The 15,844-nt window shown below is 41.8% G+C and carries 9 protein-coding genes; 3 read left to right on the top strand and 6 right to left on the bottom strand.

What is annotated here, in order from left to right:
• Nucleotides 1–120 precede the first annotated feature (120 nt).
• The 3 genes from radA to AB5Y61_RS10340 are packed head-to-tail and all read right to left on the bottom strand — an operon-like array spanning nucleotide 121 to nucleotide 2,456.
• Nucleotides 121–1,482, bottom strand: coding sequence for a DNA repair protein RadA (gene radA / locus AB5Y61_RS10330; RefSeq protein WP_368404098.1), 1,362 nt, complete (start codon nucleotides 1,480–1,482; stop codon nucleotides 121–123).
• A gap of 10 nt (nucleotides 1,483–1,492) precedes the next feature.
• A complete protein-coding gene (locus AB5Y61_RS10335) occupies nucleotides 1,493–2,059 on the bottom strand; it encodes a histidine phosphatase family protein (RefSeq protein WP_368404091.1) in 567 nt (188 codons plus the stop codon).
• Nucleotides 2,010–2,456 carry a dUTP diphosphatase gene (locus tag AB5Y61_RS10340; RefSeq protein ID WP_368404092.1) on the bottom strand — a complete coding sequence of 149 codons (447 nt, stop codon included), beginning with the start codon at nucleotides 2,454–2,456 and terminating at the stop codon, nucleotides 2,010–2,012. Before AB5Y61_RS10340 ends, AB5Y61_RS10335 begins: the two co-directional genes overlap by 50 nt.
• A gap of 414 nt (nucleotides 2,457–2,870) precedes the next feature.
• On the opposite strand from AB5Y61_RS10340, the gene AB5Y61_RS10345 reads away from it, so the two are divergent.
• Nucleotides 2,871–6,149, top strand: coding sequence for a SpaA isopeptide-forming pilin-related protein (locus tag AB5Y61_RS10345; protein WP_368404093.1), 3,279 nt, complete (start codon nucleotides 2,871–2,873; stop codon nucleotides 6,147–6,149).
• A gap of 145 nt (nucleotides 6,150–6,294) precedes the next feature.
• On the opposite strand, the gene AB5Y61_RS10350 is transcribed toward AB5Y61_RS10345, so the two are convergent.
• A complete protein-coding gene (locus AB5Y61_RS10350; protein ID WP_368404094.1) occupies nucleotides 6,295–6,984 on the bottom strand; it encodes a gamma-glutamyl-gamma-aminobutyrate hydrolase family protein in 690 nt (229 codons plus the stop codon).
• A gap of 151 nt (nucleotides 6,985–7,135) precedes the next feature.
• On the bottom strand, nucleotides 7,136–10,750 hold the full coding sequence (locus AB5Y61_RS10355; protein ID WP_368404095.1) for a SpaA isopeptide-forming pilin-related protein: 3,615 nt from the start codon (nucleotides 10,748–10,750) through the stop codon (nucleotides 7,136–7,138).
• 230 nt (nucleotides 10,751–10,980) lie between these two features.
• Between AB5Y61_RS10355 and AB5Y61_RS10360 the strand changes: the two genes are divergently transcribed.
• Together AB5Y61_RS10360 and galU are read left to right on the top strand one after the other, a co-directional pair.
• Nucleotides 10,981–11,997 (top strand): NAD(P)H-dependent glycerol-3-phosphate dehydrogenase, encoded by a 1,017-nt coding sequence (locus AB5Y61_RS10360; RefSeq protein WP_023919779.1) that lies wholly within the window; start codon nucleotides 10,981–10,983, stop codon nucleotides 11,995–11,997.
• Nucleotides 11,998–12,042: 45 nt separating this feature from the next.
• The gene (galU, locus tag AB5Y61_RS10365; RefSeq protein WP_368404096.1) at nucleotides 12,043–12,951 is read left to right on the top strand and encodes a UTP--glucose-1-phosphate uridylyltransferase GalU; all 909 of its coding nucleotides are present in this window, start codon (nucleotides 12,043–12,045) and stop codon (nucleotides 12,949–12,951) included.
• A gap of 64 nt (nucleotides 12,952–13,015) precedes the next feature.
• Here the strand turns inward: galU and AB5Y61_RS10370 are convergent, their stop codons facing one another.
• On the bottom strand, nucleotides 13,016–15,472 hold the full coding sequence (locus AB5Y61_RS10370) for a C69 family dipeptidase (RefSeq protein ID WP_368404097.1): 2,457 nt from the start codon (nucleotides 15,470–15,472) through the stop codon (nucleotides 13,016–13,018).
• Nucleotides 15,473–15,844: the final 372 nt, after the last annotated feature.

A 15,844-nucleotide genomic window follows, 5' to 3' on the forward strand; every position in this document is an offset into this window, starting at 1 on the left:
AGTAGGGCTGTAAAAGCTGATGAAATCAGCGTAGTAGAGCCCACTCAACCACTGCGTCTTGCTCGACAATCCAAAAATAATTGAGAGGCTAGGATTTTTGTCCCAGCCTCTTTTCTTCTATTAAAATACTTTCTTTAAGACTTCAGACAGTGTATTCACACCGACCACTTCGATCCCTGATGGTGTCGTGATCCCCGTCAGAGAATTTTTAGGTACATAAATCTTGGTAAAACCGAGTTTAGCAGCTTCATTGATCCGTTGCTCGATCCGATTGACTCGGCGGACTTCTCCGGTCAAGCCCAACTCTCCAACGAAACACTCTTGCGGGTTGGTTGGCTTGTCCTTGTAGCTGGAAGCAATGGCTACGGCTACGGCTAGGTCGATAGCTGGCTCATCCAACTTGACACCACCTGCAGACTTGAGGTAGGCATCCTGATTTTGAAGGAGTAAACCTGCGCGTTTTTCTAGCACCGCCATGATGAGACTGGCCCGATTGAAATCAAGCCCCGTTGTCGTCCGCTTGGCATTTCCAAACATGGTCGGTGTCACCAAGGCCTGCACCTCCGCCAAAATCGGACGCGTCCCTTCCATTGTCACAACGATGGACGAGCCAGTCGCACCGTCTAAACGCTCTTCTAGGAAAACTTGACTCGGATTGAGAACCTCAACCAGTCCACCTGATTGCATCTCGAAAATCCCGATTTCATTAGTGGAACCAAAACGATTTTTGACCGCTCTCAGGATCCGGAAAGTGTGATGGCGTTCCCCTTCAAAGTAAAGCACTGTATCCACCATATGTTCCAGCATCCGAGGACCTGCCAAGGTTCCTTCCTTAGTTACATGCCCCACGATAAAGATAGCAATGTTATTGGTCTTAGCCAACTGCATGAGCTCAGCCGTCACCTCGCGCACCTGAGAAACCGATCCTTGGACCCCTGAAATCTCCGGAGACATAATGGTCTGGATCGAGTCGATGATAAGAAAGTCAGGTTGGATCCGCTCTACCTCTGCTCGCACACTCTGCATATTGGTCTCAGCATAGAGGTAAAACTCGCTATCGATATCTCCCAATCGCTCTGCCCGAAGCTTGATCTGCTGGGCCGACTCCTCTCCACTGACATAGAGAACCGTTCCTACTTGAGACAACTGGGTCGATACTTGGAGGAGCAGGGTCGATTTCCCAATCCCCGGATCTCCACCGATGAGAACGAGACTCCCTGGGACGACACCGCCTCCAAGTACGCGGTTGAATTCCTCCATCTCCGTCTTGGTACGATGGACATTGATGGAGGTCACATCCGCCAGTTTCATGGGTTTGGTCTTTTCACCTGTCAAGGACACACGCGCATTCTTGACCTCTGCGACTTCGATTTCCTCCACAAAGGAAGACCAAGAACCACAGTTGGGACAGCGCCCTAGGTATTTGGGTGAATTGTAGGCACAATTTTGACAAATAAATGTCGTTTTTTTCTTTGCTATAATAATTCTCCTTCTAAATCTCTATCTCACACTCAATCACTTGGCAAAAATCAATAGTTTCATTCGGTACAAATTGACGCATGAGCATGCGATGGGTTACAACTACCACAGTTTGATATTCCCGATACTTAGCCATGCATTCTAGAAAACGAGACTTCATCTCTACAGCTGTCTCATATTGAACAGGAGAATTCGGGAGCAACTCCCCCTTGTTTTCTAAAAACAGACATCTAGCTGTTTCAAAGTTCTCTATACCTGTTTCATAAACCTGCCATTCGTGCAATAAAGGCTCTACCCTCAAAGGAAGGCCAGTAGCACAAGCCAGATAAGAAGCTGTTTCTAATGCTCGCGTCACTGCTGAAGCTACTAGCAGATCAGCTGATTGGAACAAGGGGTTTTGGCAAAGTTCCTGAGCTTGTTGTCTTCCTTTCTCAGATAAGGGCGCCAAATCTATCCCGAATCCAGTATAGGAACGCTCCTCTAACTCACGGTAATCTGGCTCTCCATGACGTACAAAGATAATCTTCATCTTAGTGCCCTGTTGACCCAAATCCACCAGTACGAACTCCGTCTGCTTCATCTCCATCTGCGATTAAAAATGGTGCAAAGACAGCTTGAACCACGCGTTCCCCAACTTCAAGGACGACTTCTTGGTCCGTAATATTTTTCATCTGAGCAAAGATATGGCCTTCATTTCCTGGGTTGCCATAGTAGTCTCCATCAATAACACCCACAGAGTTGATCAAGACCAGGCCTTTTTTGCGAGGGTTAGAGGAACGGTCATAGAGATAGAGCACCTCACCCGCTTGCATATAAGCCTTGACCCCAGTTGGGATGAGGACGATTTCCCCGGGAGCAATCACTGTGCGCTCGGCTACCTTCAAATCATAGCCAGCCGCATGGGCCGTCTCCCGTTTTGGCAGCAAGTCCTGATTGGTATAGCTTGATACAAGTTCAAAGCCACGAATTTTTGTCATCGTAATTCCTCTTTCATTCTAAATAGTTTCTATCTCTTCTATTATACCATCACTTTGGCCTAGCGTCTCCCCTATACTACTATTCGTATTTTTTTAGTTTATTTGGATAATTATTGATAGTTTCGTGTATGCTTTCTGAAAATAATAGTAAGTTAATGAAAATTTATTTTAATATATGATTTATGCCAAAAATCGCCCTTTTTAGCTTGAAGCTACTCATCATTTTTGCTATAATTCCCTTTGTAGGGAATAATTTTAAAACTAAAATATTTTTCTTACTAAAACAAATATATGGAGGTCTTTCTCAAGATTCAATTTGGAAACTTGAGATCTTACGGAGCGGATACAGATCTCGACCAGTTTGACCATATTGTATAGTGGGAATAGGATTTTATGAAAAAAGGGGTAGATAAAATGGATAAGAAAAAAAATGTCAAAATTTTTGCATTTATCCTTGCTTTATTAACGGTTCTCTTCACTCTTAGCCTGACCAAAACATCAGCCGAGACACCCGGAGTAACCGTTACTGGTAAATTCGTGGATACGATTTCAAATATCAAAGTATCCAACAATGAAGGCGGAGTTCTCGACTGGGACTTGCAACAATGGGCAACCTTCCGAATCAACGCTGATTTTGATTTGTCTGGAAAAAATGTTAAAGCAGGAGATTCAACTGTAATTACTGTTCCAGATGCTTTGATGATTACTTCAAGTACGTTTCAAATTAAAGATATAAATACGAATGAAGTTATCGCAAATGCTAAAGTAAACCCAGATAATAAATCCATTACAATTACCTATACGGATTATGTTGAAAAACACTCCGATACAAGCGGATCATTCTTCTTTTACGCTCGTATCGATTTCAAAAAACACCCACAAAAAGGTGAGATTCCAATAGAAATCACCATTAACAACGAAACAAAAGTTGCTGGTAAAGTTTCATTTACTGGTGTCGGCGACGGAAATCCAAGACTTTTAACAAAGACTAGTTGGGTAAACGCAGGGGACCAAAGGGAAATTCAATACACGATTTCTGTCAATCGTACAAAGCAAAATATTAAGAATGCCACACTCGAAGATCACTTACAATTTACGAATGCTTCATACGTAAAAGATAGCATTAAAATTATTAAAGGTAAATTCTCTTTTGATGCTGGTGAATGGGTATTCTCTGATAGAGTTGATGTAACAGACCAACATAAGATTACAATTAGCGAAGATGGTCGATCATTTGTTATCGATTTAGGTGATGTTACTGAAAATGACCAATATCGTATTGCTTATAATGTTCGTTTAAATTATGACCCTGCCGACGGAGAAGTCTTGAAAAATGAAGCAACTCTTAAAGGTATAGGTATTGAAACCAAAAATATAACGAATGCTGCAGCCGTTCAAATTCCTGGTGGTGCTGGTCTTGGTTATGTTTACTCAATCAACATTCATAAAGTCGATGATGCTAACCAACCACTTAAAGGTGCTAAGTTTAGAGTTGTTCGTCAAGCTAATAATCAAGTCATTGGTGAGTTTGAATCAGATGAAAATGGTAATATTGCTGTTGGAAAACTCTTAAAAGATAAATATATCTTAACTGAAATTGAAGCCCCTTCAGGTCATATCATTAAAAAAGCTGATACTGTAGTTAATGTTGAAGATTTTGGTGCTGATCATTCAGTAACGAAAACGATTGTGAATCCGAAAGATAAGCCAAAAGAAACAAAAGCTACCATCGAACTTGATAAAACTCTTACCGGTCGTGATCTAACGGATGGCGAATTCAGCTTTGAATTGTACGAGGGTGCTAACAAGCTTCAAACTGTTACAAACAAAAACGGAAAAGTAACATTTGCACCAATTGAGTACACCGAAGAAGGTGAACACACTTACACTGTTAAGGAAGTAGCTGGAAATACCCCAGGTATTACCTATGACAAGACTGATAAACAAGTAACTGTTAAGGTGAAAAAAGATGGCGACAACCTGAAAGCAGATGTGGCTTATCCAGAAAATAAAGCCTTCAAAAATACTTATACAGCTCCTAAACCAGCAAAAGCTAAAATTTCAGCTAGCAAGATTTTAGAAGGTGCTGAATTGAAGAATGGTGAATTCAATTTCCAATTGTTGGATGAAACCGGAAAAGTTCTTCAAACAAAACAAAATGATGCAGATGGTATGGTAGCCTTTGATGACCTTTCTTATTCATCAGAGGACGCAGGAAAAACTTTCCACTACACGATCAAAGAAGTCATTCCTGAAAGCAAAGCAAAAGGAATGACCTACGACGAAGGAAATATTGATGTGACTGTAACTGTCACAAAAGATGATGCAAGCAATACACTCAAAGCTTCTGTGGCATATGGTGATAAGACATCCTTCACTAACAAATTGGTAACCACTTCAATTCCGCCAACTCCTCCAACTGTTGACAAACCTGAATTGAAACTCTACAACATTCAATTGCACAAAGCTAACGCAGATGGAAATGCTCTTGCAGGTGCTGTATTTGGTCTCTTTGAAGCCGATGGTACTACTCCTGTAGCAAATCCTTATGGTGCAGGTCAAGCGACAGCTACTTCATCAGATGAAGAAGGTAAGAAGGGGCTTGTAACCTTTACAGGATTGGAAGCAAGAGATTATGTTATCAAAGAACTGACAGCCCCATCTGGTTATCAACTATCAACAGATGTGATTAAAGTTTCTGCTAGCGAGTTGAAAGCTGCGACTAACCTCGTCGTAGACAAAGGAACAGTGGTCAACAAACCATTCACTTCAATTCCGCCAACTCCTCCAACTGTTGATAAACCTGAATTGAAACTTTACAGCATTCAATTACATAAAGTCAACAATGAAGGGAAACCACTTGTTGGAGCTGTCTTTGGACTCTTTGAGGCAGATGGTACAACTCCAGTTGCCAACCCATATGGAGAAGGTCAAGCGACTGCGACTTCAGATGCGAATGGTCTTGTAACATTTACAGGATTAGAAGCAAAAGATTATGTAGTGAGAGAGCTTACAGCTCCAGACGGTTACCAATTATCAGATGAAGTCATCAAGATCGCAGCTAGTGATTTGGTTGCTTCAAACAGTGTAGTAGATAAAGGAAATGTCGTTAACAAACCGTTTACTTCAATTCCACCAACTCCTCCAACTGTTGATAAACCTAAATTAAAACTTTACAATATTCAGTTGCATAAAGTGGACGCAGATGGAAATGCTCTTGCAGGCGCTGTATTCGGTCTCTTTGAAGCTGATGGTGTCACACCAGTTGCCAACCCTTATGGAGAAGGACAAGCGACTGCTACTTCTGATGAGCATGGTCTTGTAACTTTCATTGGATTTGAAGCAAGAGATTATGTTATCAAGGAATTGACAGCCCCAGCTGGCTATCAATTGTTGAGCGATCCAATCACTGTTACAGTGGAAGACTATGTGAAATCTACAAACTTTGTAGTAGATAAAGGAAATGTCGTTAACACGAAGACACCTCCAACTCCGCCAACTACTCCTTCAACACCTCCAACACCTTCGACTGATAAACCTAAAGGAAATCATCCTTCTGGTAAACAATCAAAAGAAGGTAAGAAACAAGGTCTTCCTTCTACTGGTGAAACAGTAAGTACTGGACTTGTTGCAGCAGGTCTTGCCCTTGCAGGTGCTGGAAGCATGCTCGTTGCTAAAAAACGCCACGAATAATTCTAAAACAGGTTTTCATCTAGCATTGCTAGATGGACCTGTTTTTTTATTGATGACCGTCCTGTTTTCTGATCTTATTTCCGGTATTTTTGCGTCCTTTCTAAGACACAAAAAGAGATCGGCTCAAGTCCAATCTCTAACTTCATTATAACTCTTGCAACAAATAACGGAAGAGTTCTAAATTCCCTTTTTCTTCATTAACCAAGTATTCTGGGTGCCACTGCAAGCCCATAATGCGATGACCATCTATAGCTTCAATGGCTTCGATGGTGTGATCGCGCGGATCAAAGGCGGTCGCACGGAAATTCGGTGCGAGATCCTTGATGCTTTGACGGTGCACGGAATTAATCCGACTGGCCTGTCCAAAAAGCTGCTCTACCACACTGCCTTTTTTAGTCTGGATAGAATGAGAAGTCCCAAACGGAAGTCCTTGCCAATGCCCTTCGATCTCTTGGTTGAGTGTTCCTCCAAAAGCCACATTGATCAACTGAACCCCACGGCAAATTCCTAGAACCGGTTTGTTTTGGCGTACTGCTTCCTTTAGTAAGGCAAGCTCAAATTGATCCCGTTCGATATTGTAATCATTGCTCTCGATGGTTTTTTCTTCACCATAGAGACTAGGATCGACATTTTGGCCTCCACTTAAGATCAATTTGTCAATCGTTTCAACATAGTCCTTAACTAAGGAAGGATCCCCCATCGGGATGACCATTGGAAGTCCACCTGCTTGACGGATTCCTTCCGCAAACTGACTAGACACGGAGGAATGAAGGTTTTTCCCTTCCGGGTCCACCGGACAGAGATTAGCGGATACTCCGACAATTGTTCTGCACATATTCATTCCTCCTTCATTTTAACTACTACTTATCTTACCACTCATTAGTGATAGTGTCTAATATGTATTTTTAAAGGAGATGATAAATAATATTTATCGCGTAAAAAAACAGGTTTGTCTAGCAGGGCTAGAACAAAACCTGTTTTAGAAATTAATTTTCACGTTTTTTGTAAACCAAGGCGCTTCCAGCTACTGCCAAAGCAAATCCTGCAGCCACTAGTCCCTCGCTCACTGTTTCACCTGTAGAAGGAAGAGTATGTTTCTTATCTTCTTTTGGTTGACTTCCAGAAGGCTTATCACCTTTTGGTTTGTCTGTTGATGGGGTAGTTGGTGGAGTTGGAGGATTAGTTGGAGGAGTTGGAGGATTAGTTGGAGGAGTTGGCGGTGTCGGAGGTGTTAGTTCATTAACTACATTTCCTTTATCTACAACCAAGTCTGTAGCTTGTACATAGTCTTCCGCTGTAACAGTGATTGGATTCGTTAATAGTTGGTAGCCAATTGGCGCTGTTAACTCCTTGATGACATAATCTCTTGCTTCAAATCCTATGAAGGTTACAAGACCATCTGCATCCGAAGATACAGTTGCTTGCCCTTCACCGTATGGATTAGCTACCGGAGTTGTTCCATCTGCTTCAAAGAGTCCAAAGACAGCTCCTGCAAGTGCTTTACCTTCTTTATTCACCTTATGCAATTGGATGTTGTACAGTTTTAACTCAGGTTTGGCAATAGTCGGAGGAGTTGGTGGGATAGAAGTAAATGGTTTATTCACCACATTTCCTTTATCCACTACACTGTTTGAAGCAACCAAATCACTAGCTGCGACCTTGATGACTTCATCTGATAATTGGTAACCGTCTGGAGCTGTAAGCTCTCTCACTACATAATCTTTTGCTTCTAATCCTGTAAAGGTTACAAGACCGTTCGCATCTGAAGTAGCAGTTGCTTGACCTTCTCCATAAGGATTTGCTACAGGAGTCGTACCGTCGGCTTCGAAGAGACCGAATACGGCACCAACAAGTGGTTTACCTTCATTGTTGACTTTATGTAACTGAATGCTATAAAGCTTCAATTCAGGTTTGTCAACAGTTGGAGGAGTTGGAGGAATTGAAGTGAATGGTTTGTTGACCACTGTTCCTTTGTCTACGACGAGGTTAGTCGCAGCTTTCAACTCGCTAGCAGAAACTTTAATCACATCTGTTGATAGTTGGTAACCGTCTGGAGCTGTAAGCTCTCTCACTACATAATCTTTTGCTTCCAATCCCGTAAAGGTTACAAGCCCCTTCTTACCTTCTTCATCTGATGAAGTAGCAGTTGCTTGCCCTTCTCCATAAGGATTCGCTACAGGAGTAGTACCATCGGCTTCAAAGAGACCAAATACAGCACCTGCTAGAGCTTGACCTTCACCATTGACCTTGTGAAGTTGGATGGTATAAAGTTTAGCTTCTGGTTTTTCAACTACTGGTGGTGTTGGTGGGATTTCACTTGTCACAAAAGTATTGATAAAGGATTTCTTTTCACCATAGGCCACTGTAGCGTTGATGGTATTGCTTGCTTCATCTTTCGTAACCGTTACTGTCACTTCGATGCTCGCTTGGTCGTAGGTCATTCCTTTTTCTTGAGATGAAGGGATCACTTCCTTAATCGTGTAGTGGAACGTTTTTCCTGCATCTTCTTGTGAATAAGAAATTTCATCAAAGGCTACGGAACCATCTGCAGCATTTTGTTTTGTTTGAAGGACTTTTCCAGCTTCATCCAACAAGGTAAAGCTGAATTCGCCATCCTTCAAGGCACGGCCTTCTAAAATCTTGCTCGCTGAAATCTGAGCTTTTGCTGGACTTGGAGCTGAGTAAGTATTTGCAAAGACCTTGCTTTCTGGATAGACAACTGTTGCTTTTAGGTTGTCTCCATCTTTTGTTACCTTAACGGTGACTTGTTTTTCGGCTGTATCGTATGTGATACCTGGGGTAGTTCCCTTCACTTCCTTCACAGTATAAGTGTGTTCACCTTCTGCTGTGTAAGAAATCGCATCAAAGCTTACTTTACCAGCTTTGTTAGTAACAGTTTGAAGTTTGTTTGCACCTTCGTACAATTCAAAGCTAAACTCACCGTCTACCAAGTCACGACCTGTCAACTCTTTTGTCAACTCAATTGTTGCAGTTGTTGCGTTTGGTGTGAAGGCATTGGTAAATGTTTTGCTTTCTGGATAGACGACTTCTGCCTTCAAGGCATCTCCATCACGAGTGACTTTAACAGTCACTTGTTTTTCAGAAGCATCGTAAGTAATCGTAGCATTGTCGCCTTTTACTTCCTTCACAGTATAAGTGTGTTCACCTTCTGCTGTGTAAGAAATAGATTCAAAGGTTACTTTGCCAGATTTGTTGGTGACAGTTTGAAGTTTATTTGCACCTTCGTACAATTCAAAGCTAAACTCGCCGTCTACCAAGTCACGACCTGTAAGGGACTTATCTAATTCGATGACCGCACTGGTTGGTGTCGGTTCTTTGACAATTTTCTTATTTGTAACTGTTTTAAGAGCTGATTTTGTTGTTCCAAAATCTTCTGCTTTAACATCAATTGGAGTTGCATCCAATTCATATCCTTCTGGAGCTTTTGTTTCAACTAATTGGTAAGCTGTGTTCAACAAGCCACCAATACTTGCTTCTCCCTTTGCATTGGTTGTCAACTTACCGACAACAGCACCTGTTGCAACTCGGATCACGTTAAATTCAGCACCTGCTAAAGCAGTGTTTTCATCTTGGCTATCAACTTTCTTGAGGTTGATGGAGAAGGTATAACCTTGGGCTTCCCCACCAGCAGTTTGATAAACGAATGGGTTGCTCTTCGTTTCAGTAACTTTTTGAGCCTTCAAGCTTACATTATTGAGGAACTTTTCCCCATTTGCAGGGGTATAAGGAATCTTCACCTTATAGACAATCAAGTAACCTTCGCCTTGGGATACATTTCCCAGGCTGACGTTGAAGCTCTTCTTATCTGCTCCAAACTCAACTGGCATGTTAACGACTTGCCCATTTTTTAAATCTAATTTATGCGAACTGTTAACGACCCAATTCCCTTTTTTAATCACAAAGGAATCTTCTACGTAGCTCATTCCTTCTGTTTGCAATTGGTCAGATACAACCGCTTCAGTTAACGGCGCATTCGCTGCATTGACACGCACTTCATATTGACGTGTGATGCTGCCATCTGCTAAGGTTTCTGTCCCCCAGCTAACCTTGTCCAAGGTCTTTTCAGCATTCCCTGGGTCAACTACAAAGTCAACTTTTCCTACAGGGACAGGATTATTGTCCACATTCAAGGTGATTGGCACCTTGCTTGGAGACTCGGTTGCAGGCTCTACCCGAACTGCAAAGAACATGCTTCCTGAAATATTTGATTTCTTTTCCACATAATCTTCATAGGTCAAGGTGATGGTTTTATTTGCAGCATTAATGACTGCTTTTGCAACCACTGATTGACCATCCGGACTCATTACATCAAATGTTTGATCCGAGATGAATTTTAGATTCTGAGGGAGGGCAATGACCGCTTGATCCCCAGATTTAACCCCGTTCGGAACATTGAAAGTTAGATCAACCTTAATGTCCGTGTACTGGTCCACGGGTGACTTAGCAGGTGTGATCGTTTTACTTGTAATTTGGATCTTTCCTGTTGAGCCATCAGCATGGGCCGACCGAATTTTGGACAAACCAAAGACACTAGCTAAAACTAATACTAAGGTCAGTATTATTTTTAAGCTTTTTTTCATCATAAACTCCTTTTTTCTTTTTGTTTCTCCTATATATCACTAATTAGAGTAATATACGAAAAAAATTTTACTATATTCAGCATATAAATGCAAGCATCATCTACTAAAATTATCAAGATTCTTTCAATTATCATATTATTTGCTTTTCCTATGAATTTCAGCTAGATTCCAAAGCTTTTTTTCCTATAGTATGGTAAAATAGAAATGAAATCTTCACGAAGGAGAATACAATGGAAAAACAAACCGTTGCAGTATTGGGTCCTGGTTCATGGGGAACAGCCCTTTCACAAGTCCTCAATGATAACGGCCATGAAGTCCGTCTCTGGGGAAATATCCAAGAACAAATCGATGAAATCAATACCGCTCATACCAATCAACGCTATTTCAAAGACATCGTTATTAGCGAAGACATCACTGCTACGACTGATTTGAAAGCAGCTTTGGATGGTGTGGACGCTATCCTCTTTGTCGTTCCTACAAAGGTGACCCGTTTGGTGGCGAAACAAGTCGCTGAAACACTAGATCACCCTGTAACAGTCATGCATGCTTCCAAGGGACTAGAACCTGGTACACACGATCGAATTTCTCAAATCCTTGAAGAAGAAATTCCTGCTTCTCTTCGCAGCGAGGTGGTGGTCGTTTCTGGACCTAGTCACGCCGAAGAAACTATCGTACGGGACATCACCCTCATTACAGCTGCCTCAATAGATTTAGAAGCCGCACGCTATGTTCAAGAACTCTTTAGCAACCATTACTTCCGCCTCTATACCAATACAGATGTCATCGGAGTGGAAACTGCTGGAGCCTTGAAGAATATCATCGCTGTCGGAGCTGGGGCCCTGCACGGTCTTGGTTATGGTGACAATGCCAAAGCAGCTATCATCACGCGCGGTCTCGCTGAAATCACGCGCCTTGGCGTTAAGCTAGGAGCTAGCCCCTTGACCTATAGCGGTTTGTCTGGGGTTGGTGACTTGATCGTTACTGGTACTTCTGTTCACTCCCGCAACTGGCGAGCTGGGGATGCTCTCGGACGTGGCGAAAAATTGGAAGACATCGAAGCCAACATGGGCATGATCATTGAAGGGATCTCTACGACCAAAGTCGCCCATGAACTGGCGCAAGAATTGGATGTCTACATGCCAATTACACAAGCCATTTACCAAGTCATCTATGAAGGAAAAGATATCCGCGAAGCCATCCACCACATGATGAGCAATGAATTTAAAGAAGAAAACGAGTGGAAATAAGTCAACCACCCTATAATGAATCATACCTTTTAGAAAGGAAACTATATGACTAAAGTTAGAAAAGCAGTCATTCCTGCGGCTGGTTTGGGGACACGCTTCCTCCCAGCTACCAAAGCTTTGGCAAAAGAAATGTTGCCAATCGTTGACAAACCTACGATCCAATTCATCGTAGAAGAGGCTCTGAAATCTGGGATTGAAGAAATCCTTGTCGTAACAGGGAAGGCTAAACGTTCGATCGAAGACCATTTCGATTCTAACTTCGAATTGGAATACAATCTCGAGCAAAAAGGCAAGACTGACTTACTCAAGTTGGTCAATGATACAACAGCGATCAATCTTCATTTCATCCGCCAAAGTCACCCTCGAGGTTTAGGGGACGCTGTTCTTCAAGCCAAGGCCTTTGTTGGAAACGAGCCTTTTGTCGTTATGTTGGGAGATGATCTGATGGACATCACTAATGATGATGCCTTACCATTGACCAAACAATTGATGAACGACTACGATGAAACTCATGCGTCAACCATCGCTGTGATGGAAGTCCCTCACGAAGAGGTTTCTTCTTACGGTGTGATCGCACCTCAAGGCGAAGGTATCAATGGTCTTTATAGCGTTGAAACGTTTGTCGAAAAGCCAAATCCAGAGGATGCTCCAAGTGATCTCGCTATTATCGGACGCTACCTCTTGACTCCTGAAATCTTTGATATTCTTGCAAATCAAGAACCAGGTGCCGGCAATGAAATTCAATTGACGGATGCGATCGACACCCTCAATAAGACCCAACGAGTCTTTGCCCGTGAATTTAAAGGTCAACGCTACGATGTAGGTGACAAGTTTGGTTTTATGAAAACATCGATTGATTATGCTTTGAAACATCCTCAAGTAAAAGATGACCTCAAACAATATATCATTGATCTTGGAAAACAATTAGAATCATCTGAACAAACTGCAGACTAAAAAAGAAGGAAGAGAGATTTCATTCTCACTTCCTTTTTTTGTTGTATCTTATAAACTGTATCGTTTAATGGGTTCTACGTTTTTCGATGTAGTAGCCAAATCCAAAAACTGTCAAAAGAACTCCGCCTACCATCGTCGCAATGGAAATACTTTGACCGGTTGATGGTAATTTTTTCTCACCTTTCTTCTCTTCAATTTTTGCTGCAGATTTATAAACTACACCATAAGTTGAGAAATGAGAGGTTGTAAATGTTACGGCTGACTTATCTTCATTTAGTTGGAATTGGAAGGATTCCAATTGACCATTTTCACCGATACCATAAACTGCTTCTACTTCTTTTTGGCTATTTACTGGAATGGTCACAACAGTTGGACTAATTTGATGTATAGGATTATTTTGGTTCGATAATTGAATATTATATGCCTTGTACTCTTTACCAGCTAGTTCTTTGACATCTTTCAAAACTTCAACAAGGAGACTATAGCCACCTTGAGCAAAATCAGGGTTTTGCAAGACGATACCTGTTGCCTGGTCTACTAAAATATATGAATTTGTTGGTAAAACTGGGCGACCAACGGTACTAACACTGTTACTATTTGTAGGAACAACAGTAGTTGTACGACTTGGTGTTGTTTCTTCCTTGCTTGGCTCTGTACTTGCTTCGGTGCTTGGTTTCGTTTCTTCCTTACTTGGTTCTGTACTTGACTCAGTGCTTGGTTTCGTTTCTGCCTTGCTTGGTTCTGTACTTGATTCGGTGCTTGGTTTCGTTTCTTCCTTGCTTGGTTCTGTACTTGCTTCGGTGCTTGGGGTCGTTTCTTCCTTACTTGGCTCGGTGCTTGACTCAGTGCTTGGTTTCGTTTCTGCCTTGCTTGGTTCTGTACTTGCTTCGGTGCTTGGCTTCGTTTCTTCCTTACTTGGCTCGGTGCTTGACTCTGTTGGATCCTTGAAGTCATCTGGTAAAGATGCTCGGTATGGATCATCTGTACGACCTGCTTCTTTAAGAGTTGCAGATAATTCAGACTCATATTGCTTGAATTGTTTGAAGAGACGTTCAGACCGAGCTAAAGCATCCTCAGTCACCTTATCTTCAACTGCTTTTGCTGCAGCTTCATCAGCTTTCAAGGCAGCGTATTTTGCATCGCTCACTTTTTGTTCAATAATGAGCTGTTCTTCTAGTGCTTTCCAGTGATTTTGAATCGATTTCCCAAAGAGATCTTGGTTATTGATGGCCATTTGGTCGATGTGCCAAACTGTCCAATACCATGAATTTGGATCATAAGTAGCCGTTTGAGGTTTAAAAGCTTCGTAAGTATCTTTTACATTTCCATAGAATGGAACATAAGGGGTATTCCGTGAAGGCCCCATGCCGATCCATACAGTTCCACCAAATGATTTTGGAAGGTTTGGATTGATTTGATAGACATGGGCATCGATCACATTTTCGTTTCCTAAAGCATATTTGTATTGGTCTTTACGAACAGTATCGTTGCTACCATCATCACCTTGTTTCTTAACACCAATTTGATCATCTGGCACGAAGCGTCCATTTAAGTGTTCAAAACGGTTCCGTTGCAAAGCAAAAGCATCTTCTAAGGTGTATTTTTTGTTTGGATCGGTTGGTGAACGGAAGAGCTCATACTCATCATCCTCATAAGTGACTTTAGAGTCTGGATCTAGTAAGGTGATACCTGCATAGGTCCGTGAGCGGTCCCCTTCAGCATATTTTTCTGGTCCATAAGATTTAGCAATATGGAAATTGCCATCTTTATCAGTCTTGTAGTTGCCAGATTCCTTGGCTACTTTTTCGACATCTTTAGAGGCAATGACATTTTCAGTGTCATTCAAGTCTACATGGCCAAGGTAGTAGGTATTGGCAAAAACTGCATATTTATCTTCTGGCACCTTCACCGCTACATATTGGTGACCAGATAGAATTTCCATATACCAAGTTTCATTTTGGTCTGCAAAGACAACCACATTCCCTTCAGCTGAACCTTTTTCTTCGATGACTTTGGCCAGTAATTCAACCCCTTCACGGGCAGTTTTAACACGTGGCAAAATCACATCTAGCATAGCTGCTTCTGGTAGGCCATTCTCTTTCAAAGGATCCGTTGTCAAGACTTTCTTATTTGGGATTGCTGTTACTGTCGCAGTCATGGATACACCGGCTTCATTAAAACCGTGTTCCCCGAAAGCACCGTTACTACCGTCACCACGAGCAGAGTCATAGGTCGCGGTATATTTCATTTCACTGGCAGCATGCGGGTAGGTGAATCCGTTGGATTCATCCTCGATCTGATCTCCCTCGTTATAAGTCTTAGCATCGACCACAACATAGTTTTTGTTGTGTTTTCCACCATTTGGATAATAAGGGTAGTCCTCTGTCCGACCAAAGAGAGTGGTCCCATCCTTGGTCAACTGGCGACCAATGATAAATCCACAGCAGGCCTGAACGGCTTGAATTGGTAGGAGTAAGAACGTCATCGCTATCAAAGCTAGTTTAAACAACCATTTCTTCATGGCAAATCTCCTTTATGTTTGAATGTTCCTTTATAGAAAAAGGGAGCATCCCCTATTTTTTATACCTTAAGTCTATCTTTTTTTCACCTCTTTTGCAAGCGCTTTCGATTTTGCGTTTTTATACCTTTTTACCCATAATTAACTTTTCTATGGACCTATCAATAGTGGATTCACTCGGCTCCTACAATTATATTATAATAAATATATGCAATTCTTTGCATTTCAAACAATTTTCTGTTAGTTTACGATTTCGCTACATTTTTTAGGAAAAAAAGAGGCTGGGACAAAAGTCCTGGCCTCTCAATTGTTTTTGGATTGTCGAGCAAGACGCAGTGGTTGAGTGGGCTCTACTACGCTGATTTCATCAGCTTT

It is taken from the genome of Streptococcus parasanguinis (genome assembly GCF_040908565.1).
GTDB classification, from domain to species: Bacteria; Bacillota; Bacilli; order Lactobacillales; family Streptococcaceae; genus Streptococcus; species Streptococcus parasanguinis_AC.